At 75.0% G+C, this 21,223-nt stretch carries 23 protein-coding genes; 19 read left to right on the top strand and 4 right to left on the bottom strand.

Features of this window, described 5'->3' with window-relative positions; all coding sequences use genetic code 11:
- The first annotated feature begins 614 nt into the window (after window positions 1–614).
- On the top strand, window positions 615–986 hold the full coding sequence (locus O4J56_RS08870; protein WP_270685049.1) for a hypothetical protein: 372 nt from the start codon (window positions 615–617) through the stop codon (window positions 984–986).
- 157 nt (window positions 987–1,143) lie between these two features.
- On the opposite strand, the gene O4J56_RS08875 is transcribed toward O4J56_RS08870, so the two are convergent.
- Window positions 1,144–2,214, bottom strand: coding sequence for a hypothetical protein (locus O4J56_RS08875; RefSeq protein ID WP_270685051.1), 1,071 nt, complete (start codon window positions 2,212–2,214; stop codon window positions 1,144–1,146).
- 230 nt (window positions 2,215–2,444) lie between these two features.
- A complete protein-coding gene (locus O4J56_RS08880) occupies window positions 2,445–3,269 on the bottom strand; it encodes a winged helix-turn-helix transcriptional regulator (RefSeq protein ID WP_270685053.1) in 825 nt (274 codons plus the stop codon).
- Window positions 3,270–3,378: 109 nt separating this feature from the next.
- Between O4J56_RS08880 and O4J56_RS08885 the strand changes: the two genes are divergently transcribed.
- The 8 genes from O4J56_RS08885 to O4J56_RS08920 all read left to right on the top strand — a co-directional run bounded on the left by O4J56_RS08885 (window position 3,379) and on the right by O4J56_RS08920 (window position 10,865).
- On the top strand, window positions 3,379–3,639 hold the full coding sequence (locus O4J56_RS08885) for a MoaD/ThiS family protein (protein WP_270685055.1): 261 nt from the start codon (window positions 3,379–3,381) through the stop codon (window positions 3,637–3,639).
- Window positions 3,640–3,809: 170 nt separating this feature from the next.
- Complete coding sequence (locus O4J56_RS08890; protein ID WP_270685161.1) at window positions 3,810–4,037, top strand: glutaredoxin family protein; 228 nt, start codon at window positions 3,810–3,812, stop codon at window positions 4,035–4,037.
- 181 nt (window positions 4,038–4,218) lie between these two features.
- On the top strand, window positions 4,219–4,920 hold the full coding sequence (locus O4J56_RS08895; protein WP_270685162.1) for a redox-sensing transcriptional repressor Rex: 702 nt from the start codon (window positions 4,219–4,221) through the stop codon (window positions 4,918–4,920).
- A 37-nt stretch (window positions 4,921–4,957) separates the two neighbouring features.
- Window positions 4,958–6,418 (top strand): glutamyl-tRNA reductase, encoded by a 1,461-nt coding sequence (locus tag O4J56_RS08900; RefSeq protein WP_270685057.1) that lies wholly within the window; start codon window positions 4,958–4,960, stop codon window positions 6,416–6,418.
- Window positions 6,415–7,413 carry a hydroxymethylbilane synthase gene (hemC, locus tag O4J56_RS08905; protein ID WP_270685059.1) on the top strand — a complete coding sequence of 333 codons (999 nt, stop codon included), beginning with the start codon at window positions 6,415–6,417 and terminating at the stop codon, window positions 7,411–7,413. Before O4J56_RS08900 ends, hemC begins: the two co-directional genes overlap by 4 nt.
- A 22-nt stretch (window positions 7,414–7,435) precedes the next feature.
- Window positions 7,436–9,118 (top strand): bifunctional uroporphyrinogen-III C-methyltransferase/uroporphyrinogen-III synthase, encoded by a 1,683-nt coding sequence (locus O4J56_RS08910; protein ID WP_270685061.1) that lies wholly within the window; start codon window positions 7,436–7,438, stop codon window positions 9,116–9,118.
- Window positions 9,119–9,135: 17 nt separating this feature from the next.
- Window positions 9,136–10,119 (top strand): porphobilinogen synthase, encoded by a 984-nt coding sequence (gene hemB / locus O4J56_RS08915; RefSeq protein ID WP_270685063.1) that lies wholly within the window; start codon window positions 9,136–9,138, stop codon window positions 10,117–10,119.
- Between the two features lie 83 nt (window positions 10,120–10,202).
- Window positions 10,203–10,865, top strand: a complete 663-nt coding sequence (locus O4J56_RS08920) for a bifunctional DNA primase/polymerase (protein WP_270685064.1) — start codon at window positions 10,203–10,205, stop codon at window positions 10,863–10,865.
- Between the two features lie 83 nt (window positions 10,866–10,948).
- On the opposite strand, the gene rraA is transcribed toward O4J56_RS08920, so the two are convergent.
- Complete coding sequence (gene rraA / locus O4J56_RS08925) at window positions 10,949–11,437, bottom strand: ribonuclease E activity regulator RraA (RefSeq protein ID WP_270685065.1); 489 nt, start codon at window positions 11,435–11,437, stop codon at window positions 10,949–10,951.
- A gap of 118 nt (window positions 11,438–11,555) precedes the next feature.
- On the opposite strand from rraA, the gene hemL reads away from it, so the two are divergent.
- From hemL to O4J56_RS08945, 4 genes are all read left to right on the top strand, one after another.
- Window positions 11,556–12,845 carry a glutamate-1-semialdehyde 2,1-aminomutase gene (gene hemL, locus O4J56_RS08930; RefSeq protein WP_270685066.1) on the top strand — a complete coding sequence of 430 codons (1,290 nt, stop codon included), beginning with the start codon at window positions 11,556–11,558 and terminating at the stop codon, window positions 12,843–12,845.
- Window positions 12,846–12,940: 95 nt separating this feature from the next.
- Entirely contained in the window at window positions 12,941–13,579 is a 639-nt protein-coding gene (locus O4J56_RS08935) for a histidine phosphatase family protein (RefSeq protein ID WP_270685067.1), read from the top strand.
- 169 nt (window positions 13,580–13,748) lie between these two features.
- Window positions 13,749–13,847: a 30S ribosomal protein bS22 gene (locus O4J56_RS08940; RefSeq protein ID WP_013155353.1), complete on the top strand. Its 99-nt coding sequence runs from the start codon at window positions 13,749–13,751 to the stop codon at window positions 13,845–13,847.
- A gap of 74 nt (window positions 13,848–13,921) precedes the next feature.
- Window positions 13,922–14,827 (top strand): NAD-dependent epimerase/dehydratase family protein, encoded by a 906-nt coding sequence (locus O4J56_RS08945; protein WP_270685069.1) that lies wholly within the window; start codon window positions 13,922–13,924, stop codon window positions 14,825–14,827.
- A gap of 325 nt (window positions 14,828–15,152) precedes the next feature.
- Here the strand turns inward: O4J56_RS08945 and O4J56_RS08950 are convergent, their stop codons facing one another.
- The gene (locus tag O4J56_RS08950; RefSeq protein ID WP_270685070.1) at window positions 15,153–15,938 is read right to left on the bottom strand and encodes an HAD family hydrolase; all 786 of its coding nucleotides are present in this window, start codon (window positions 15,936–15,938) and stop codon (window positions 15,153–15,155) included.
- 196 nt (window positions 15,939–16,134) lie between these two features.
- Here O4J56_RS08950 and O4J56_RS08955 point away from each other — a divergent pair, with 196 nt between their 5' ends.
- From O4J56_RS08955 to O4J56_RS08980, 6 genes are all read left to right on the top strand, one after another.
- Window positions 16,135–17,343, top strand: coding sequence for a putative quinol monooxygenase (locus O4J56_RS08955; protein ID WP_270685072.1), 1,209 nt, complete (start codon window positions 16,135–16,137; stop codon window positions 17,341–17,343).
- 140 nt (window positions 17,344–17,483) lie between these two features.
- Entirely contained in the window at window positions 17,484–18,173 is a 690-nt protein-coding gene (locus O4J56_RS08960; RefSeq protein WP_270685074.1) for an LmeA family phospholipid-binding protein, read from the top strand.
- A 2-nt stretch (window positions 18,174–18,175) separates the two neighbouring features.
- Window positions 18,176–18,535, top strand: a complete 360-nt coding sequence (locus O4J56_RS08965; RefSeq protein WP_270685075.1) for a TlpA family protein disulfide reductase — start codon at window positions 18,176–18,178, stop codon at window positions 18,533–18,535.
- Between the two features lie 429 nt (window positions 18,536–18,964).
- The gene (locus O4J56_RS08970; RefSeq protein WP_270685077.1) at window positions 18,965–19,804 is read left to right on the top strand and encodes a sulfurtransferase; all 840 of its coding nucleotides are present in this window, start codon (window positions 18,965–18,967) and stop codon (window positions 19,802–19,804) included.
- On the top strand, window positions 19,801–20,109 hold the full coding sequence (locus O4J56_RS08975) for a DUF1416 domain-containing protein (RefSeq protein ID WP_270685079.1): 309 nt from the start codon (window positions 19,801–19,803) through the stop codon (window positions 20,107–20,109). The genes O4J56_RS08970 and O4J56_RS08975 overlap by 4 nt, the downstream gene beginning before the upstream one ends.
- Before the next feature lie 218 nt (window positions 20,110–20,327).
- Window positions 20,328–21,167 carry a DMT family transporter gene (locus O4J56_RS08980; protein ID WP_270685080.1) on the top strand — a complete coding sequence of 280 codons (840 nt, stop codon included), beginning with the start codon at window positions 20,328–20,330 and terminating at the stop codon, window positions 21,165–21,167.
- Window positions 21,168–21,223: the final 56 nt, after the last annotated feature.

Here is a 21,223-nt window from a genome sequence, read left to right on the forward strand (position 1 = left end):
GCTCCTAGCGGTCAGCACACCTACGAGAAGTTGCACTGAACAGTAGAAACCACCGACACGATAAGCCCGACTTCCCCGAGATCAACACCAGTGCGCCCCGCACCGCTGCTCCCTCGTTGATCCCGGGAGAATGGACGCTAAAACCGGCCTGGTAGGGGCGTTTTCCCCGAGATCAACGAGGAGGGGCACCGGGGGTGCGGGCGCCACGAGCGCGGGCGGGCACGGGCCTTCAGTACCGCGCTGCCGCCCGGACCGCGAGGAGGCCCGCCGCCCGGCAAGCAGCGTCGGGGAACCGCCCCGCTCGCTCCGTCGCTGCCATCCACGTCGGCCACGCACACGCTCACCGCCCGACAGCGCTGCCTGAAGGGCCGCCACCTCTCCTCGTCGCCGCCTTCAACCCCACACTCCGACGGCCCACCACCCGGCCGGGGTCCGTGAGCGGGGTACCGGCCGAGCCGCCCGCCCGGACCGGGGAACCCGAAACCTGAGCGGCACCTGAAGTGCCGTTCCACCCGAGGCCGTCGGGGCCCCGCCGATCCGGTGCGGCGGCGCACCCGCGCCTGGGGATGGCCCTTCTGCGCAGGTGGTGGGGCCCATGTGGGTACAGAGCACCTATGAGCCTGCTGCTGATGGTGCTGGCACTCCTGGGGGCGCTCGTCGTGCTCGGGGGCGGGGGGCTGGTGCTGGACCGGCTGCTGCGCGAGGTGGAGGGGCGCCGTGGGCCGCCCCGGGCCGCCGCCGTGGAGACGGGCGCGTCCGGCCCTGCCGGCCCGGGGGAGGGCGGCTACAGCGTGCTGGAGGGAGCCGAAAGGGACGGCGCGCGCGACTCGCCCTCCGTTCCGGCGCCCACCCTCGCCCGGGTCCGGGAACTGCTCGCCCTGGGCAGGGGCGTGGAGGCCGTGCGGGTGATGCGCGACGAGACCGGCATGGACCAGAGCGCCGCCCGGGACGCGGTGGAGGACGTCCGCCGGGGGCGGCTCGGCTGAAGGCCCGACGCCCGAGGGGCCTTCGGGCGCACCGGGGTCGCGCTTGCCGGGGCCGTACCTGCCGGGGTCGCGCTTGCCGGGGCTGCGCTTGCCAGGGCCGAATCGGCCGGGGCCGTACCTGCCAGGGCCCCACTCGCCAGGCCCCCAGCCGAGCGGGTCAGCCCTTGCGGCGGCGGCCCTTGTAGCCCAGGACGCCCATCCGCACCCGGCGGTTGGGCGCCAGCGGCGCGGCGAACAGCAGCAGGAGCATCAGCACCAGCATCAGGACGGCCGGGGACACCGACGAGGACAGGTCCTGCTCGACGGCGGCGCTGTCGGTCTGCGGGCCGTCCCCGTCTCCGCCGCCCTCGCCCGGGCCCACCGAGGGCAGTTCGGCCAGGCCGTCGTCGTCCTCAGGGTCGAGCGACGGCAGGTCCGGTGCGCCGGTGGGCAGCGACGGACGGTCGCGCGGCGTGTCCGGGGCCGTGGGGCGGTCGGGCGAGGGCCTGCCGGGACCGGAGGAACCGCTGTCTCCGCTCCCGCCGCGGCCGCCGCCGGTGCCGCCCTTGTCGTCCTTCTTCTCCCCGCCCTTGCCGTCCTTCTTGCCGCCGCCGTCGGAGTCCCCGCCCTTCCCGTCCTCGGTGGACGTCTCCTCCGGGCCGTCGGAGTCGTCGCCGGTCGGCGTCGGGGACGGGGTCCCGCTGGAGGTGGGCGTGGGCGTGGGGGTCGGTGTGGGCGTCGGCGTGGGGGACTCGGGCGGGTCAGTCGGGGTGGGCGTCGGAGTGGGGGTGGGGGTAGGAGTCGGGGTCGGTGTGGGCGTCGGGGACGGCTCGGCCTCCTCCACGCGCACCTGCGCCGGCTCGGACTGCGCGACCGCGCGCTCCTCCTCGGGGACCTCCCCGCAGGCCTGGTCCTCGGCAACCGCGGCGTACAGCACCGTGGCGGTGACCGCCGTGTCCTCCTCGGGCGCACCGGTCACCGGCGCCTGCATCGGTGCGGCGTCCGCGTCCGCCTCGCCCACCGTGAAGCCGCCGTCGACCGAGGGGGCGTACACGCAGACCTTCTGCGCCCCGGGCACGGTGGGGGTCGCGGTGAGGGTCAGCTCGACGGTCCCGCCCGGCTCCACGACGGCCTCGCCCGGGGCGAGCTCCACGGCCAGCGGCGCCGACGCCGCGGCGGGCGGTGCGATCGCGACCAGGGTGGACCCGATGAACACGGTGGTCAGCGGGATGCCGGCGGCGGCGCGCATGAGGTCGCCTCCTCGGGGACTCCTCGGGGAGCTGCTGCGGTCTGCGCAAGCATCCTAGGCCCTCGCGGCGGCCGACACGAGGCCCAGGGCCCCGGTGCGACCCCGCGGACCTGCGCGGAGCCGTACCGGAGCCGCACCGCAGCCGTACCGGCGTCGAGACGCAGCCGCACCGCAGACGCACCGGAGCCGAGACGGGGCGCCCCCCGGGGGCGATCCCGAGGGCGGCCGGGTCAGCGGTCGGCCGGGGCGGGCTCCTGTGCGGCCGTCCCGGCGTCCGCGCCTCCCGTGCCTCCTGCGCTTCCCGCGCTTCCCGCGCCTCCCGCGCCTCCCGCGCCCTCCGCGGCGGCGTCGCCGGCACCGGAGGCCTTGGCGGTGTCCGGGACGAACCGGTAGCCCACGTTGCGCACGGTGCCGATGAGCGACTCGTACTCGGCGCCGAGCTTGGCGCGCAGCCGCCGCACGTGCACGTCGATGGTGCGGGTGCCGCCGAAGTAGTCGTAGCCCCAGACCTCCTGCAGCAGCTGGGCCCGGGTGAACACCCGGCCCGGGTGCTGGGCCAGGAACTTCAGCAGCTCGAACTCCTTGAAGGTCAGGTCCAGGATGCGCCCGCGCAGCCGGGCGATGTAGGTGGCCTCGTCGATGACCAGGTCGCCGCGGCGGATCTCGTCGGGGTCGTCGGTCCCGGCGTCGGCCTGGCCCACGGCGAGCCGGAGCCGCGCCTCCACCTCGGCCGGCCCGGCCGTGGTGAGCAGGAAGTCGTCCACCTGCCAGTCCGGGGTGAGCGCGGCGGCGCCGCCCTCGGTGAGCACCGCGATCAGCGGGCAGTCCAGTCCCGTGGTGTCCAGCAGGCGGCAGAAGTTGCGGGCGGAGGCCAGGTCGCTGCGGGCGTCCACGAGGACGGCGTCCACGGCGCCCCCCGCGCGCTCGGCGCCCGCGGCCAGGAGCGCCCCGGGCTCGGCCGGGGCCACGCGCACCGAGTGGAGGAGGAGACCGAGGGCGGGCAGCACGTGGTCGGACGGTTCGTTGGAGTTCGTCAGTAGCAGCAGGTGGCTCATGCGTCTCTTCCCGTCACCCCGCCGTGAAGCGGTCGATCGAAGGCGCCGTTGCCCCCGGTGGAGAATTCGATTCGTTCATGCCTCCGAGAAGCTCAAGGATAATCAATCCATGGTGAGCGGAACCATCAGGTACTGGGCCGCGGCGAAAGAGGCCGCGGGAACGGCCGAGGAGCCCTACGAGGCCACGACCCTGGCCGAGGCGCTGGAGGCGGCGCGCGCCGGGCGTCCGGGCGACGACCGGCTCGCTCGGGTGCTGGAGCGCTCGTCCTTCCTCGTCGACGAGCGGCCGGTGGGCTCGCGCCCGCACGCCGAGGTCTTCCTCACACAGGGCGGTGTGGTGGAGGTCCTTCCGCCGTTCGCGGGCGGGTGATCTGATTCGGGTGTGCCCTTGCGGGGGTATCGAGGCCGACCGGAACCAGGCCAAAAGGCGAGCCGGAACCCAAGAAGCAAGCAGGAACCAAGGACCAAGCAGGAACCAAGAGGGAGGGCGCGGTGGCGGCGTCCGACGGTGTGGGCCCCGGCGGGGCCCCGCGCATCAGCATGCTCGGCAGGCCCGGGTGCCACCTGTGCGAGGAGGCGCTGGAGGTGATCCGGCGCGTCGCCGGGGAGCTGGGGGTGGGCTATGAGGTCCGCGACCTCGACGAGAGCCCGCCCGCCGAGCGCGACGAGTACTGGGAGCGGATCCCGGTCACCTTCGTCGACGGGGCCCCGCACGACTTCTGGCGGGTGAGCGAGAAGCGCCTGCGGGCCGCGCTCACCGGCTCCTAGCAGGGGCGGGTCCGGAACGGGGCCCTACTTTGTGCGTACTTTCACAAGGGCGTAATCTGAAGGTCGAGAATCCGCCGCCGCGGGGGTCTGGACGGCGCGTCGCCGCCCCGTCCGCGAGACCATCCGGGACATGACGGCACGGACCCACGACCCGACGACCGCCGTTCAGGAGCGCACGCCCGTGACCCCCCGTTCACCCCGCCCCAGGGACAGGGGCATCCCCGAGGCGACGGTCGCCCGGCTCCCGGTCTACCTCCGCGCCCTGCAGGGGATGGCCGAGCGGGGGATCCTCACCGTCTCCTCGGAGGACCTCGCCACCATCGCGGGGGTGAACTCGGCCAAGCTCCGCAAGGACCTGTCGCACCTGGGCTCCTACGGCACCCGCGGGGTCGGCTACGACGTCGACTACCTCGTGTACCAGATCTCCCGTGAGCTTGGTCTCACCCAGGACTGGACCGTGGCCATAGCCGGGGTCGGCAACCTGGGCCGCGCGCTGGCCAACTACGGGGGCTTCGGCACCAGGGGCTTCCGCATCGCCGCGCTCTTCGACGCCGACCGGCGCGTGGTGGGCGACGAGGTCGCCGGACTGGTGGTGCGGCATATTGACACACTGGAGGACGTTGTCGGTTCCGAGGGCGTCTCCATCGGCGTGATCGCCACCCCCGCCGCCTCGGCGCAGGGCGTGTGCGACCGCTTCGTGGAGGCGGGGGTCACCAGCGTGCTGAACTTCGCGCCGGTCGTCCTCAATGTGCCCCCGGCCGTCGATGTGCGTAAGGTCGATCTGTCCATCGAACTGCAGATCCTGGCCTTCCACGAGCAGCGGAAGGCCGACGGGCAGGCGCCCCCCGAGGCGGGGTGGATCGACGCGACGGAGAAGACGTGACCGCGACCGCCACCGCGATCGCCGCATTGGAGTGCAGATGAGTGTCCTCGCCGTTGGGCTGAGCCACCGGAGCTCGCCCGTGGCGCTGTTGGAGCGTGCCGCGCTGAGCGGTGAAGAGCGCCTCAAACTCATGTCGGAGATGGCGGCGTCCCCTGCGGTGGGCGAGGTCCTGATGGTCTCCACCTGCAACCGCACCGAGGTCTACGCCGAGGTGGACCGCTTCCACCCGGCCCTGAACGCCATCACCTCCCTGCTGTCCGAGCGCACCGGGGTGTCCATGGGCGAGCTCACCGAGCACGCCTACGTGCACTACGAGGAGCGCGCCGTCCAGCACCTGTTCTCCGTCGCCTGCGGCCTGGACTCGATGGTCGTCGGCGAGGGGCAGATCCTCGGCCAGGTGCGCAACGCCCTCAAGGACGCCCAGCACGGCGGCACCCTCGGCCGCGTCCTCAACGACCTGGGCCAGCGCGCCCTGCGGGTGGGCAAGCGCGCGCACACCGAGACCCACCTGGACCACGCCGGCGCCGACATGGTGACCCTGGGGCTGGAGGTCGCCCTGGAGCGGCTGCGCCCCGGTGCCGGTGCCGCGGGCGCCGTGGCCGCCGCGCCCGCCTCCTGCCCGGCCGGGGCCGCGGGGCCGCTGGCCGACGAGGCCGACGCCGCCGTTCCCGAGCCGCAGGCGCTGACCGGCGTGCGCGTACTGGTGCTGGGCGCCGGGTCGATGAGCGCCCTGGCCGCCAACACCGTCGCCCGCCAGGGCGCCACCTCGGTCGCGGTGGCCAACCGCACCGCCGAGCGCGCCGAGCGCCTCGCCGAGTGCCTCACCGAGGCCTACGAGCCGATGGTCGGCCGCGCCGTCCCCTTCGACCGGGCCGCCTCCGCCGTCGCCGACGCCGACCTGGTGATCTCCTGCACCGGCGCCCAGGGCCTGGTGCTCACCGCCGAGGACGTGCGCGCCGCCCTGGAGGCCGCCCCGCGCCGCACCCGGCCGGTCGTCTTCCTCGACCTGGCGCTGCCCCGGGACGTCGACGAGGCCGTCCGCGACCTGCCCGGCGCCGAGCTGGTCGACATCGAGGACCTGCGCCGCGCCGCCGCCGAGGGCGCGCCCGGCGCCGACGGCGGCTCCGGGGCCGTCCCGGTGGTCCGCCGGATCGTCGAGGAGGAGGTCGCCGAGTACGAGGCGGTGCGCCGCGCCGACCTGGTGGCCCCCACCGTGGTGGCGCTGCGCGCCAAGGCCAACGAGGTCCTGGAGGGCGAGCTGTCCCGCCTGGAGGGCCGCCTGCCCGACCTGGGCGACCGGGAGCGCGAGGAGATCACCCGCGCCATGCGCCGGGTCGTCGACAAGCTGATGCACCAGCCGACGGTGCGGGTCAAGGAGCTGGCCGCCCGTCCCGGCGGCGACGCCTACGGGGACGCGCTGCGCGAGCTGTTCGGGCTCGACCCCGCCGCCCCCGACGCCGTCCGCCGCCCCGAGCCCGTCGCAGGGGAGGACGCGTGAGCACCGAGGACGGCCGCCGGCCGGGCACCGCCCGGCTCGGCACCCGCCGCAGCACCATGGCCACCACCCAGTCCCGGCTGGTCGCCGACGCGATCACCGAGCGCACCGGGGTCCCGGTGGAGCTGGAGCTGATCACCAGCTTCGGCGACGTCACCCGCGCCCACCTGACCCAGCTCGGCGGCACCGGCGTGTTCGTCAGCGCCCTGCGCGACGCCCTGCTGGACGGGGGCGTGGACTTCGCCGTGCACTCGCTCAAGGACCTGCCCACCGCCCCCGCCGAGGGGCTGGTGCTGGCCGCGGTCACCGAGCGGGACGACCCGCGCGACGCGCTGTGCGCCCGCGACGGCCTGACCCTCGACGCGCTCCCGGCCGGGGCGCGCGTGGGCACCGGGTCGCCGCGCCGCGTCGCCCAGCTCGCCGCGCACCGCCCCGACCTGGTCTACGTGCCCATCCGCGGCAACGCCGAGACCCGCCTGGGCAAGGTGGCCTCCGGCGAGGTCGACGCGGTGGTGCTGGCCTACGCCGGGCTGGTGCGGGTCGACCGCCTGGACGCGGTCACCGACGTCCTCGACCCCGACCGGGTGCTGCCCGCCCCCGGGCAGGGCGCGCTGGCCGTGGAGTGCCGCGCCGACCGCGCCGGCGCCGACCTGGCCTACCTGTCCGCGGTCGACCACACCGCCACCCGGCTGGCCGTCACCGCCGAGCGGACCGTGCTGGCCGAGCTGGAGGCCGGGTGCGCCGCGCCGGTCGGCGCCCACGCCCGGCTGGAGGGCGGGGTGCTGCGCCTGGAGGCGGCCGTGGCCTCCACCGACGGGTCCCGCCAGGTGCGCGCCGCGCGCACCGCCGAGATGGACGTGGACCCGGCCTCCCTGAAGGCCGCCGCGGACCTGGGGCGGGAGCTGGCCCGCTCGATGATCGCCGACGGGGCCGACCGGATCGTGGCCGATCCGGGGGAGATCGGGGGCGGCGCCGCCGGACCGGGCGCCGGAGCATGAGACCACGAGGAGCGTGCGCACGATGAATCCGCCTGAGCCGCAGACCGACGCGAGCGCCCCGGCCCCCGGGCCGGTGGCCGCCGTGGGCGCGGGGCCCGGCGACGCCGGGCTGCTCACGCTGCGCGGCGCCCAGGTGCTCGCCGAGGCCGACGTGGTGTTCGGGCTGCGCGAGCCGGGGCCGGAGATGGCCGGGCACCGCGAGGCGCTGCTGGCCCACTGCAAGGAGGGCGCCGAGTTCGTCCCCGCCGAGGAGTGCGGGGGCGGCGACGCCGACGCCGAGGCCGTGCGCCGCGCCCTGGGCGGCGCCCGGGTGGTGCGGCTGTACAGCGGCGACCCCGTCTTCGGCTGCCGCGCCGACCTCCTGGCCCAGGCCTGCTCCGCCGCCGGGGTCGAGTTCGAGCTGGTCCCCGGCCTGTCCTCGGTGACCGCGGTCCCGGCCTTCGCCGGGGTGCCGATGATGCCCAAGGGCACCGCCGAGGTGCGGGTGGTCAACGGCAAGGAGGAGGCCGTCGACTGGGAGCGGCTCGCCGCCGAGCTGTCCGGGCGCGACGACGCCTCGCTGGCGGTGATGTTCCCCGACGCCCCCGAGGGCGACCGGTCCGCCGGGCCCGGGTTCGACCGGCTGTGCAAGGCCCTGGTCGCCGGGGGCCACCCCGGGACCACCCCGGTGGCGGTCACCCGGATGGGCGGCACCACCGAGCAGACCACCGTGGTGTCCACGCTGTCCCGCCTGGTCGCCGACCTCAAGGCGTTCGACGCCAAGGGCCACCACGCCACCGCCCCGGCGCTGTTCATGATGGGCCCCGGGGTGGCCCGCCAGCCCGAGCTGTCCTGGTACGAGTCCCGCCCGCTGTTCGGCTGGCGGGTGCTGGTGCCGCGCACCAAGGAGCAGGCCGCGAGCCTGTCCGAGCAGCTCCGCGACTACGGGGCGGTGCCCGAGGAGGTGCCCACCATCTCGGTGGAGCCCCCGCGCACCCCCCAGCAGATGGAGCGGGCCGTGCGCGGCCTGGTCACCGGCCGCTACCAGTGGGTGGCCTTCACCTCGGTCAACGCGGTCAAGGCGGTGCGCGAGAAGTTCGAGGAGTACGGGCTGGACGCGCGCGCGTTCGCCGGGGTCAAGGTGGCCGCGGTGGGCGAGCAGACCGCCGCGCGGCTGCGCGAATTCGGCATCCAGCCGGACCTGGCCCCGCCGCCGGACCGCCAGTCCGGCGCCGGGCTGGTCGAGGTCTGGCCGCCCTACGACGCCGAGCTGGACCCGATCGAGCGGGTGCTGCTGCCGCGCGCCGACATCGCCACCGAGACCCTCTCCTCCGGCCTGGCCGACCTGGGCTGGGAGGTCGACGACGTCACCGCCTACCGCACGGTGCGCGCGGCCCCGCCGCCCGCCCCGGTGCGCGAGGCGATCAAGGGCGGCGCCTTCGACGCGGTGCTGTTCACCTCCTCCTCCACGGTGCGCAACCTCGTGGGGATCGCCGGCAAGCCGCACAACACCACGGTGATCGCGGTGATCGGGCCGGAGACCGCCAAGACCGCCGAGGAGTACGGCCTGCGGGTGGACGTCGTGGCCCCGAAGACCTCGGTTTCGGCTCTGGCGGAGGCGCTTTCGGAGTACGGTGCCAAGCAGCGGGCCGAGGCGCTGGAGGCCGGCAAGCCGGCGCTCAAGCCGAGCCAGAAGCGGCGCGGCCGCCGCCGGAAGACGCTGTGACGAAGGGGGACCCACCGATGAACGCCCGCTTCCCCGCCGCACGCCCGCGGCGCCTGCGCCGCACCCCGGCGCTGCGCCGCCTGGTCGCCGAGACCCGGCCGCGGCCCGAGGAGCTCATCCTGCCGGTGTTCGTCAAGGAGGGCCTGGACGAGCCCAACCCGGTGGAGTCGATGCCCGGGGTGGTCCAGCACACGCGGGACAGCGTGCGCAAGGCCGCCCAGGAGGCCGCCGAGGCCGGGGTCGGCGCGCTCATCCTCTTCGGCATCCCGCAGTACAAGGACGAGCGCGGATCGGCCGCCGACGACCCGGGCGGCGTGCTCCAGCGGACCCTGCGCGACCTGGACTCCGATGTCGGGGACGCGCTCGTGGTCATGTCCGACCTGTGCCTGGACGAGTTCACCTCGCACGGGCACTGCGGGCTGCTCACCCCCACCGGCGAGGTGGACAACGACGCCACGCTGGAGCGCTACGCCTCGATCGCGGTCGCCCAGGCCGCGGCCGGGGCGCAGGTGGTCGCCCCCAGCGGGATGATGGACGGCCAGGTCGCGGCGATCCGCGCCGCCCTGGACGGCGCCGGGTACACCCAGGTGCCCATCCTGTCCTACGCCGCCAAGTACGCCTCCGCCTTCTACGGCCCCTTCCGCGAGGCGGCCGAGGGGGCGCCGCGGTTCGGCGACCGCAGCGGCTACCAGCAGGACCCGGCCAACGCCGCCGAGGCGCTGCGCGAGGTGGAGCTGGACGTGGCCGAGGGCGCCGACATGGTGATGGTCAAACCGGGCCTGGCCTACCTGGACATCCTGGCCAAGGTGGCCGAGGCCTGTCCGGTGCCGGTGTCCTCCTACCAGGTGTCGGGCGAGTACGCCATGGTGGAGGCCGCCGCGCAGAAGGGCTGGCTGGACCGCGAGCGCGCGATCCTGGAGACGATCACCAGCCTCCGCAGGGCGGGGGCGGCGCAGATCCTCACCTATTGGGCGGTAGAGGCGGCACGCCTGCTGAGGTGACCTGAGGACCGGCAAGGACCGGGACGGGGCCGCCGAGGCCGGGACCCCGCTCCGGACGGAGACGACGAGCGGGGAGGCCGCGGATGGCGGACGTACTCAACCGGCGGCGGCGCGGGCACGGCCGCCGCGGCGGGCCGGGCGGCGGCATGCGGGAGGCGGCGCTGGCCTACGCGGCCCTGGGGTGGCCGGTGGTCCGCGGCGCGGCCCCCTCCACCCTGGGCGGGCGGGCCTGCGGGTGCGACCGCATCGGCTGCCCCGACCCGGCCGCGCACCCGGTCTCGGCCGCCTGGGCGGTCGAGGCCACCACCGACGCCGACACCGTGGACCGCTGGTGGGGCGCCGAGCCCGAGGCCAACGTCATCCTGCCCACCGGCCGGGTCTTCGACGTGTTCGACGTCCCCGCCGGGGCCGGGGTGATGGCCATGGCCCGGATGGACCGCGCCGGGGTCGGCCCCGGCCCGGTCGCCGCGGTCGACGCCCGCCGCTACCTGTTCTTCGTGGCCACCCGCTCGCCCGCGGACGAGGACGAGTGGTGGTCCTGCCACCTGGACTGCGTCCCCGAGACCCTGGAGGACACCCCGGGCCTGCGCTGGCACTGCCGCAACAGCTACGTGACGGCCGCGCCGTCGCTGATGGCCGGCGGCGACCGGGTGGCCTGGATCCGCTCCCCGCACGACGGCCACGCGCTGCCGGACCCGATCGCCGTCCTGGACGTCCTGGCGGACGCCTGCGAGGAGTTCGCCTAGCCCCCGCGATGATCTCGACAGAGGTGCTGTCATCCCGTCGCTTTTGACCGCGCCTTCGTCGAGATCATCGGGGGAGGGGCGCCTCAGGGCTCGACGCGCTCTTCGGCGACGAGGATGCCGTCCGCGTCGCTGTAGAGCCAGGCCTCCGGGCTGAACACGGTGTTGCCGAAGGCGACGGGCACGTCCAGCCGCCCCGCCCCGGTCTTGGCCGACTTGCGCGGGTTGGAGCCCAGCGCCTTGACCCCCAGGTCCAGCCGGGCCAGCTCCTCGGTGTCGCGCACCGCGCCGAAGACCACCACGCCCGCCCAGCCGTTCTCCGCGGCGGCGCGCGCGATCATGTCGCCCATCAGGGCCGTGCGCAGCGACCCGCCGCCGTCCACGACCAGCACCCACCCCTCCCCGGGCTGGTTGAGCTGCTCCTTGACCAGGGCGTTGTCCTCGTGGCACTTGATCGTCGCGATCGGCCCGTGGAAGGCCGCGCGCCCGCCGTAGGAGCGGAACTGGGTCTCGCAGCTCTGCAGGGCGTCCCCGTGCGCGTCGATCAGGTCGGCGGTGGCGTAGGCCTCGGTCATGGTCCCCTCGCTTCCCTCGCAATGGCGTCGGGAGAACGGTATCCGTGCCGGAGGGGTGGGCCCACGCCGGGGCGCGGGCCGGGCCGCGGTCCCGGCGCGCCGGTGCCACACTGGGGCTGTGGCTACACATGAGACATCCGCTGAGCTGTTCCGACGCGCCGCCGCCGTGGTCCCCGGCGCGGTGAACTCGCCCGTGCGCGCCTTCGGCGCGGTGGGCGGCACCCCGCCCTTCATGGCCTCCGGGCGGGGCCCCTACCTGACCGACGTGGACGGCAACACCTACGTCGACCTGATCTGCTCCTGGGGGCCGCTGCTCCTCGGGCACACCCACCCGGCCGTGGTCGAGGCTCTGCACGGGGCCGCCGCCAAGGGCACCTCCTTCGGCACGCCCAGCGGGGGCGAGGTGGAGCTGGCCGAGGAGATCGCCGCCCGCGCGCCGGTGGACCGGGTCCGGCTGGTCAACTCCGGGACCGAGGCCACCATGTCGGCCATCCGCCTGGCCCGCGGCGCCACCGGCCGCGGCAAGGTGGTCAAGTTCGCCGGGAACTACCACGGGCACGTCGACGCCCTGCTGGCCTCGGCCGGGTCCGGGGTGGCGACCTTCGGGCTGCCCGACTCGCCCGGGGTGACCGGCGCGAGCGCCGCCGACACGATCGTGCTGCCCTACAACGACCCCGGGGCGGTGGAGCGGGTCTTCGCCGAGTCCGGGGACGAGATCGCCTGCGTCATCGCCGAGGCCTGCCCCGCCAACATGGGCGTGGTGCCGCCCAAGGACGGGTTCAACGCCCGGCTGCGGGAGATCACCGAGCGGCACGGGGCGCTGCTGGTGCTCGACGAGGTGCTCACCGGCTTCCGGGTCTCCTCCTCGGGCTGGTACGGCCTGGAGGGCGTGCGGCCCGACCTGATGACCTTCGGCAAGGTCATGGGCGGCGGCCTGCCCGCGGCGGCCTTCGGCGGGCGCGCCGACGTCATGGAGCAGCTCGCCCCGTCCGGGCCGGTCTACCAGGCGGGAACGCTGTCCGGGAACCCGCTGGCCACCGCCGCCGGGCTGGCCACCCTGCGCAACGCCACCGACGAGGTCTACGCCCGCATCGACCGGGTGAGCGCGCAGGTCGCCGACGCCGCCGAGCGGGAGCTGGCCGCGGCCGGGGTGCCGCACCGGGTGCAGCGCGGAGGCAGCCTGTTCACGGTCTTCTTCACCGAGGAGGAGGTCACCGACTTCGACGGTGCGCGCAAGCAGGACACCGACGCCTTCGCGCGGTTCTTCCACGCCATGCTGGACCAGGGCGTGTACCTGCCCCCGGCGGCGTTCGAGGCGTGGTTCTTCTCGGCCGCGCACGACGACGAGGCCGTGGAGCGCGTGCTGGCGGCCCTGCCCGGGGCGGCGCGGGCCGCGGCCCGAGGCTAGCGGCGCCGTCCGGGCGGGCGGCGTCTACCCTGTTCACAGCGGCGCCCCCGCCCGCCCCGCCGCCGGATCCCAACCCGAACGGAAAGACGTACCCGATGACCGCGACGACCGTCGTCCACCTGCTCAGACACGGTGAGGTGGAAAACCCCGACCGGATCCTCTACGGCCGCCTGCCGGACTTCCACCTCAGCGACGCCGGCCTGCGCATGGCCGAACGCGCCGCCGGGTGGTTCGACGGCCGCGACATCGCCGCGCTGTACTCCTCCCCGCTGGAGCGGGCCCAGGAGACCGCCGCGCCTCTGGCCGAGCGGACCGGCCTGGAGGTGCGCCTGGACGCGCGGCTGATCGAGTCCGGCAACAAGCTGGAGGGGCGGCGGGTCACCGGCCGGTCGCTGCGCACCGACCCGGCGGTGCTGCGGCACCTGTACAACCCGCTGAAGCCCTCCTGGGGCGAGCCCTACGGTGAGATCGCCGCGCGCATGGTCGAGGTGGTCAAGGCGGTGCGCAAGGAGGCCTGGGGGCGCGAGGCGGTGTGCGTGAGCCACCAGCTCCCGATCTGGACGGCCCGGCGCGCGGCCGAGCGGCGCCGGCTGTGGCACCGCCCCGACCGCCGCCAGTGCAACCTGGCCAGTGTGACCTCGCTGACGTTCGAGGACCAGCGTCTGGTGAGCGTGGGCTACACCGAGCCGGCCGCCGATCTCTACGGTGCGGAGCCGCAGGTGCCGGGCGCCTGACCTGGAGCGTGTGCGTGCGGCGGAACCGGACCGGGTAGGCTGGCTCATCGGGTGCGGCACCGCCGCCCGTGGCAGGCGCCGCCGCACTCTCCCGACGGGCCCGCACGCCGTCCTCCGGCGTGCTCCCGGGCCCGTCGTGTCCCGATGTCTTCTGCGAGAAGGTGATCGCATGGGTTCCGTCATCAAGAAGCGCCGCAAGCGCATGGCGAAGAAGAAGCACCGCAAGCTGCTCAAGCGCACGCGTGTCGCGCGCCGCAACAAGAAGTAGGCGCCCCTCGCCTCGGCCGCGGCCGGGGCGGAGCGGAGGACACCTGTGATCCCGATGTGTGGAGGCGTGCCTCGATGAGCCGCGTCGTGATCGTCACCGGGGCCTCCCGGTACGTGGGGGCCCGGGCCGCCGAGGCCCTGAGCGCCGACCCCGGCGTCGGCCGGGTGGTCGCCATGGACTCGGCGCCGCCGGGCCGCGGCCTCGGCGCGGCCGAGTTCGTGCCCGTGCGCCTGCACGACCAGAGCGTCGGCGACGTGGTCCGCGAGACCGGGGCCGACACGGTGGTGCACCTGGGCTTCGCCGAGACCCCCGCCGCCGGGCGCCGCCGGGCCCCCGGCCGCGACGTGCTGGGCACCCTGCAGCTGCTGGACGCCTGCCAGCGGTCGGAGGCCGTGCGGCGGCTGGTGGTCCGCTCCAGCGCCGCCGTCGGCACCGGCCCCGGCGGGGCGGACTCCTCGGAGGCCGCCCGCATCGAGCGGCACACCGCCGCGCTGTCCCGCCGCCGCCCCGACCTGTCGGTGGCGGTGCTGCGGTTCGCCGGCATCATCGGCCCCTCGGTGGAGTCCCCGCTGACCCGCTACCTCGGGCTGCGGGTGGTGCCCACCGTGCGCGGCTACGACCCCCGGATGCAGTTCATCCACCAGGACGACGGGGTGGAGGCGGTGCGCCGGATGGCGCTCGCCGACGACGGCGACGGGGGCGCCCCCGACGGGGTGTTCGACGTCGCCGCACCCGGCTCGCTGCCGCTCTCGCACTGCCTGCGCCGCGTGGGGCGGCACCGGTTCGCCCTCCCCGAGCGCGGCCTGAAGGTGCTGCGCGGGCTGGCCCGCCGGGGCGAGGTGGACTACTCGCCCGAGCGGCTCCGCCAGCTGTGCTGCGACCACGTCCTGGACCCCACCGAACTGGAGCGGGCCATCGGCTGGACCCCCTCCTACACCTCCCAGGAGGCCTTCGAGACCTTCCTGGCCACGGCGGCCTAGGGGGCCACTCGCCCGTCCCGTCGGCGCATACAGGGCATACCGGGCGCGACGGGGGCCCTCGGCGATCCTGCGCCGTGAAATCGACGCTTTTTTGCAGATCGGGTGTCGGTTTCACCACCCTGGACGCCCTCGCGCCGGGCCGACGGCCGCTACAGGCGTGCTCGGCCACCCGACCGGCCGGTCGCGCCGCCTCCCCGGACGACCGGCGGCCGGACGGACGGCGGGCAGGGTCCGGGAACCGCCCCGCTGTCGCCGTCGCCGCCCCTCTCCGGTGACCACGCACACACGCCGCACCCGACGGCGCCGCCGGAAGGGCGGCCCGCCCCTACCCCCGTTTGGCGCGGCGTAGGGCGCCTACCGCGAGTCCGCCGGCCAGGGCGCCTGCGGCGGCGGCGGGGACGCCCACGCGCAGTGCCGCGCGGTGGCGGCGGAACTCGTGCACCGGCCACCCGAGCGCCAGTGCCCGGCGGCGCAGGGCGTCGTCGGGGTTGACCGCGTTGGGGCGGCCCACCGCCGTCAGCAGCGGCAGGTCGTTGCACGAGTCGCTGTAGGCCGAGCACTCCGACAGGTCGAGGTCCTCGCGCTCGGCGAGGGCGCGCACCGCGTCGGCCTTGGCCGGGCCGTGCATCAGGTCGCCGATCAGCCGCCCGGTGTAGACCCCGTCCACCGTCTCGGCGACGGTGCCCAGGGCGCCGTCCAGGCCCAGACGGCGGGCCAGGATCGCGGCCAGCTCCACCGGCGTGGCGGTGACCAGCCACACCCGCTCGCCCGCCTCCAGGTGGCGCCGGACCAGCCGCACCGCGCCCTCCCACACCCGCGCGGACATCGACTCGTCGTAGATCTCCTCGCACAGCTCGACGAGGTCGTCCACGCGGTGCCCGGCGACGAACGCCAGCGCGGCCTCGCGCGCGGCGTTGATGTGCTCGGGCCGCTCGCTGCCGCCGACCCGGAAGACCGTCTGCCCCCACGCGAACCGCAGCAGGTCGCGGGTGGTGAACAGGTCGCGGGCGGCCAGGCCGCGCGCGAAGTGGTAGATGGACGCGCCGCGCATGACGGTGTTGTCCACGTCGAAGAAGGCCGCGCGGCGCCGCCCCTGGTCTCGGCCGCTCATGGCGTCGAGCCTATGGCCCGGTGACTGGGCCCCGGTGCGCCCCGGCCCCGGCCGTCGGCGCAGTGAGGTAACTCACAGTCGGGGCGGGCGTGTGGGCCCCCGCCCCCGCACGGACCGGGCCTTCGGCCGCCGCTCCGACCGGCCGGGGAACGGCCCGATTCCCGTTCGGTCCCGATCGTGCAGCATCATTGGCGGGATGGTCGAGGTAGGACTGGCATTCGTCTGCGCACTGGTGGCCTGGAGCGTCACCGCTGCGCTGATCGCGCGCGGGCAGCGCGACGGGGGGACCTACGCGAAGGTGCTCGCGGGTTCCGCGGTCGCCCTCGCGGTCGCGCTCAGCGCCGCGTTCCCCGGTGCGCTGCTCGGTTTCTCCGGGCTGACCTTCCGCGTCTGGCAGATCGGTGCGGGCCTGTTCGGGCCCCTGCTGGCCGCCTGGGGCGCGCTGGAGTACGCGGTGGCCTCGCCCCGCGTCCGGTTCGGCGTCCGCCTGGTGGTCACCACGCTGGCCGTGGTGCCCCTGGTGGTGCTGGCGCTGGACCCGGTGCGGTCCGACTTCGGCGGCGGCTACCCCCCTCAGGGGGAGCACTACGACGTGATCCCCGGCATCGCTCTGGCGGCGGTGCACGTGTTCGCGGTCCTGGCGCTGGCCGGGGCCGCGGCGGCGGCGCTGCGCGGGCGCGCCCCCGGCCACCGGGCGTCGGTGGCCGGGCTGCTCGCGCTCGCCGTGCTGCTGGAGATCGCGGTGGCCCGGCTCGGGCTCGGCATCTTCGGGCAGGTGCTGATGCTGGGCGCGCTGGGAGCGCTGTGGGCGGCGTTCATGCGGGCGCAGAACCCGCCCGAGGAGCCGCAGGGGCGCCGCAGGGGCGGCCGCCGCCGCGGCGGCCGCGGGCGGCGCGGGGACGGCGAATGGGACGACGACGGGGACGACGGGGAGGACGAGGCCGTGTTCGGAAGGCGCCGCAAGGCCGAGCCGGAGGACGACTACGGCTACGACGACGACCGCGACGACTACGGCGACCCCTATGGCGGCGCCCGCGGCGGCCGCGCCCCCGCGGGCGGAGGCCGCCCCTCCCGGATGCGCGGCGTCATCACCATCTACGCGCTGGCCGAGGGGCGCGCCGACGACTTCGACGACGTGGCCGACCTGGTCGTGGACGAGGTGGCCCGGCGCGAGCCGGACACCCTGCTCTTCGCCTGCCACACCGTGCCCAGCGCGCCGCTGCAGCGCATCGTCTACGCCATCTACCGGGACGACCTGGCGATGGAGGAGCACGAGCAGCAGCCGCACGTGCGCGAGTTCGCCCGGCGCACCGCGCACTGCGTCACCGCGACCAACGTCATCGAGCTCGCCCTGGAGGGCGCCGCGGCCTCGGACCACCTGGCCGCCATGCTGATGCCGAGGTGAGGCCGCGGGGGCGGGCACCCGGGGGGTGAAGTACCCTTCCTTGCGGTATACGGTCCGCGGCGCCGGCGCGGGCCCGCCGCCCGCCGGACCCTCCGGCCCGCGGCGACGCCGAAACCTACGGAGCGTGCTGGAAGCCCCCGATGCGCAAATTCCTCGTCGTCCTCGTATTCCTGCTGATCCTGCTCGCCGTGGCGGACCGCGGGCTGCACTACGCCGCCCAGAGCGAGATCGCCAAGCGGGTCGGTGCCCAGTACGAGATGTCCTCCGAGCCGGAGGTGTCCATCGGCGGGTTCCCGTTCCTGACCCAGGCGGTCGGCGGGACCTACTCGGAGATCTCGATCGTCACCGGCGCGATGGTCGCCAACGACGTGCAGCTGGAGCGGGTGGACGTGACCGCGCGCAACGTGCACGCGCCGCTGTCGGCCCTGATGAGCGAGCCCAGCGCGGTCGCCGAGAGCGCCGACGCCCGGGTGATGCTGCCCTACAGCGAGCTGCAGCAGCGGCTGCCCGAGGGCATCGTCATCGAGACCGAGGACGGGGAGCCGCGCATGTCCGGCGACCTGTCGATGGGCGGGTTCAGCCGCCCGGTGTCGGCGGCGCTGGAGATCTCCGCCGAGGGCGACACGGTGACGGTCACCCCGACCGACGTGCGCGTCGGCGACACCGGGACCGACCTGGGCGCCCAGGTCGCCCAGCGGCTCACCGTCTCCTTCCAGATCCCGCGGCTGCCGTTCGACCTGAGGATCACCGGCATCGAGGCGCTGCCCAACGGCGTCCAGGTCTCGGCCGAGGCCCAGGACGTGCAGCTGGTCGGCGGGCAGGCCCAGTAGCCGTGCCCGGCCCGCCCCCGGGGCAGGCGCCCCGGCTGGACCCGGCCGAGCTGGGGCAGGCCCTCGGCGAACGGGCCACCCTGGTCCAGTTCTCCTCCGCGTTCTGCCGCCCGTGCGTGGCGACCCGCCGTGTCCTGGCTGAGGTCGCCGCGATGGTCCCCGGGGTGGCGGCGGTGGACGTGGACGCCGAGTCGCACCTGGAGCTGGTGCGCCGCCTGGACGTCACCGCCACACCCACCGTGCTGGTCGTCGACGCCGAGGGGCGGGTGCGCCGCCGGGCCGCCGGCCTGCCCCGCAAGGCCGACGTCATCGCCGCTCTGGGCGCGGTCCTGCTCGACGGCGAGGGGCCCGGGGCGCCCTGAGCGGCCCGGAAGCGGGCACTGTGACACCGGCCACGCGTGACAAGGCGGTGGGCGGCCCCGTACGATCGGTGCCGTGGAATCATTGGCAGGCGCGTTCCTGACGAAGCGGCGGGCGGTGGACTACTGCCACGTCGCCGCCGCGCTCTGTCTGCCTTCCCTGTAGAGCGGTCCTCCGCGCCCCCGGCCCGTCCGTCGGCCCGGGCGCCCGACGCCGCCGATGCCGCGCGTACGACCCGCCACGCCCTCCGGCGCCGCCCACGCGACAGGGAGCACCACCTTGCGGCTCCACGGCAGGGACGGACGGCGACGACCGCAGCCGTCCTCCGCAGAACCCGCGACCCCGACAGCCGACCGGCACCGGCCGGCCGCGGCGCCGTGCGCGCACCCCTCTCACCGCCGCTGCACGATTCCGATTTATGGAGGTTCCCCATGAGCCGCTCCGACGTCCTGGTGGACGCCGACTGGGTGGAGGCTCACCTGGACGACCCGAAGGTGGTCCTCGTCGAGGTCGACGAGGACACGTCGGCCTACGACAAGGGCCACATCCGCAACGCGATCAAGATCGACTGGAAGAAGGACCTCCAGGACCCGGTCCGCCGGGACTTCGTGGACCGGACCGGCTTCGAGAGGCTGCTGTCCGAGCGCGGCATCGCGAACGACGACACCGTCGTGCTCTACGGGGGCAACAACAACTGGTTCGCCGCCTACGCCTACTGGTACTTCCGCCTCTACGGCCACCAGAGCGTCAAGCTGCTCGACGGCGGCCGCAAGAAGTGGGAGCTGGACTCCCGCGAGCTGGTGGAGGAGGTGCCCGAGCGCCCGGCCACCTCCTACACCGCCTCCGAGCAGGACGCCTCCATCCGCGCGTTCCGCGACGAGGTCGTCGAGGCCATCGGCACCAAGGCGCTGGTGGACGTGCGCTCGCCCGACGAGTTCACCGGCAAGCTGCTGGCCCCCGCGCACCTGCCGCAGGAGACCTCGCAGCGTCCGGGGCACATCCCCACCGCCCGCAACATCCCGTGGGCCAAGACCGCCAACGAGGACGGCACCTTCAAGTCCGACGAGGAGCTGCGCGAGCTGTACACGGAGGCCGGGGTCGACCTGGGCTCCGACATCATCGCCTACTGCCGGATCGGCGAGCGCTCCTCGCACACCTGGTTCGCCCTGCACGAGCTGCTGGGCCTGGACAACGTGAAGAACTACGACGGCTCCTGGACCGAGTACGGCTCCCTGGTGGGCGTCCCGGTGGAGCTGGGGGAGGCCAAGTGAGCGCGGACGGATGCGGCGCCCCGGTCGGCGGGGTCGCCATCGCCGACGGCGAGGCGAAGGACCAGGCGGTCATCGAGGGCGTGGTGACGCGCGGCGGGACCCCGCTCAGCGGCGCCTACGCGCGGCTGCTCAGCGGTGACGGCGACTTCGTGGGCGAGGTGGCCACCGGCGAGGAGGGCACCTTCCGGTTCTTCGCCGCCGACGGCGACTGGAAGGTGAAGGTCCTGGCGTCCCAGGGCTTCTCGGCCGAGTACGCCATCGAGGCGCAGGTCGGCAAGCGCGTGGAGCTGCGCGTGGAGGCCTGAGGCCGAGCGGGCGCCAGGGCGCGCCGGAACGCACGGGAGGCGGGGCACCGGAGGGTGCCCCGCCTTCCGTCGTCTCCGCCCGCGCCCCCGCCACCCCGCGATGATCTCGACGAAAGTGCTGTCAAAACCGCAGGAATGACAGCACTTCTGTCGAGATCATCGCGGGATGGGCCGGATCATGGGACCGTATGCACGGGCGCTAGGGTGGGTCCGATCCCATGACCAGCACCGCCTTCTTCGCCGTCCTGGCCGCGGCCCTGCTGCACGCGGCCTGGAACGCCATCGCCCACGCCGTCACCGACCGCCTCATCGGCTTCGCGCTCATCGGCGCGGCCGGAACCGTCGCCGGGGCGGCCACCGCCGCCTACGCCGGGGTCCCCGACCCCGCCTCCTGGCCCGCGCTGGGGCTGTCGGCGCTGCTGCACGTGGGCTACATGGGCTTCCTCATGCTCTCCTACCGCCTCGGCGACTTCGGGCAGGTCTACCCGCTGGCCCGGGGCACCTCCCCGTGGCTGGTGGCCATCGGCGCGGCCGTGCTCGTCGGCGAGACCCTCACCCCCGCGCACCTGGCCGGGGTGCTGGTGGTCTCGGCCGGGCTGACGGCCCTGGTGTTCGCCGGAGGGGTGCCCGGCCGCGCCCAGCTCCCCGCGCTCGGCGCCGCCCTGCTCACCGGCGTCATGATCGCCGGGTACACCGTGGTGGACGGCATCGGGGTGCGCGCCTCCGGCGACCCGCTCGCCTACCTGGCCTGGCTCATGGTGCTGGAGGGGCCGTGGTTCCTCATCGCCGCCGTCGTGCTGCGCCGCGGCGCCCTGCCCGCCCAGCTGCGCCCGGTGTGGCGGATCGGCGCCCTGGGCGGCGTGATGTCCATGGCCGCCTACGGCCTGGTGCTGTGGGCCCAGACCATGGGCGACCTGGCGGCCGTGGCCGCGCTGCGCGAGACGAGCATCATCTTCGGCGCGGTGATCGCCGCCGTGGTGTTCCGGGAGGGAATGGGCCGCGTGAAGGTCGTCTCGGCGGCGGTCGTCGCCGTCGGCATCGCACTGCTCAACCTCTGACGGCGGCGGGCGGCATTTCCGGCAAGGTCGTGACAACTCGCCCCCACCCTGACAGC

The organism is Nocardiopsis endophytica, from assembly GCF_027706725.1.
In the GTDB taxonomy this organism is placed as follows: Bacteria; Actinomycetota; Actinomycetes; order Streptosporangiales; family Streptosporangiaceae; genus Nocardiopsis_A; species Nocardiopsis_A endophytica.

What these genes read in the sequence shown, in the direction of transcription:
- O4J56_RS08885 (WP_270685055.1), top strand. Translation starts at nt 3,379, where the DNA reads ATGGTGAGCGGAACCATCAGGTACTGGGCCGCGGCGAAAGAGGCCGCG.
- O4J56_RS08920 (WP_270685064.1), top strand. Translation starts at nt 10,203, where the DNA reads ATGGCGGACGTACTCAACCGGCGGCGGCGCGGGCACGGCCGCCGCGGC.
- O4J56_RS08875 (WP_270685051.1), bottom strand. Translation starts at nt 2,214, where the DNA reads ATGCGCGCCGCCGCCGGCATCCCGCTGACCACCGTGTTCATCGGGTCC.
- O4J56_RS08900 (WP_270685057.1), top strand. Translation starts at nt 4,958, where the DNA reads ATGAGTGTCCTCGCCGTTGGGCTGAGCCACCGGAGCTCGCCCGTGGCG.
- O4J56_RS08960 (WP_270685074.1), top strand. Translation starts at nt 17,484, where the DNA reads ATGCGCAAATTCCTCGTCGTCCTCGTATTCCTGCTGATCCTGCTCGCC.
- O4J56_RS08890 (WP_270685161.1), top strand. Translation starts at nt 3,810, where the DNA reads ATGCTCGGCAGGCCCGGGTGCCACCTGTGCGAGGAGGCGCTGGAGGTG.
- O4J56_RS08945 (WP_270685069.1), top strand. Translation starts at nt 13,922, where the DNA reads ATGAGCCGCGTCGTGATCGTCACCGGGGCCTCCCGGTACGTGGGGGCC.
- O4J56_RS08910 (WP_270685061.1), top strand. Translation starts at nt 7,436, where the DNA reads ATGAATCCGCCTGAGCCGCAGACCGACGCGAGCGCCCCGGCCCCCGGG.
- O4J56_RS08940 (WP_013155353.1), top strand. Translation starts at nt 13,749, where the DNA reads ATGGGTTCCGTCATCAAGAAGCGCCGCAAGCGCATGGCGAAGAAGAAG.
- O4J56_RS08950 (WP_270685070.1), bottom strand. Translation starts at nt 15,938, where the DNA reads ATGAGCGGCCGAGACCAGGGGCGGCGCCGCGCGGCCTTCTTCGACGTG.
- O4J56_RS08980 (WP_270685080.1), top strand. Translation starts at nt 20,328, where the DNA reads ATGACCAGCACCGCCTTCTTCGCCGTCCTGGCCGCGGCCCTGCTGCAC.
- O4J56_RS08880 (WP_270685053.1), bottom strand. Translation starts at nt 3,269, where the DNA reads ATGAGCCACCTGCTGCTACTGACGAACTCCAACGAACCGTCCGACCAC.
- O4J56_RS08955 (WP_270685072.1), top strand. Translation starts at nt 16,135, where the DNA reads ATGGTCGAGGTAGGACTGGCATTCGTCTGCGCACTGGTGGCCTGGAGC.
- O4J56_RS08970 (WP_270685077.1), top strand. Translation starts at nt 18,965, where the DNA reads ATGAGCCGCTCCGACGTCCTGGTGGACGCCGACTGGGTGGAGGCTCAC.
- O4J56_RS08870 (WP_270685049.1), top strand. Translation starts at nt 615, where the DNA reads ATGAGCCTGCTGCTGATGGTGCTGGCACTCCTGGGGGCGCTCGTCGTG.
- hemB (WP_270685063.1), top strand. Translation starts at nt 9,136, where the DNA reads ATGAACGCCCGCTTCCCCGCCGCACGCCCGCGGCGCCTGCGCCGCACC.
- rraA (WP_270685065.1), bottom strand. Translation starts at nt 11,437, where the DNA reads ATGACCGAGGCCTACGCCACCGCCGACCTGATCGACGCGCACGGGGAC.
- O4J56_RS08935 (WP_270685067.1), top strand. Translation starts at nt 12,941, where the DNA reads ATGACCGCGACGACCGTCGTCCACCTGCTCAGACACGGTGAGGTGGAA.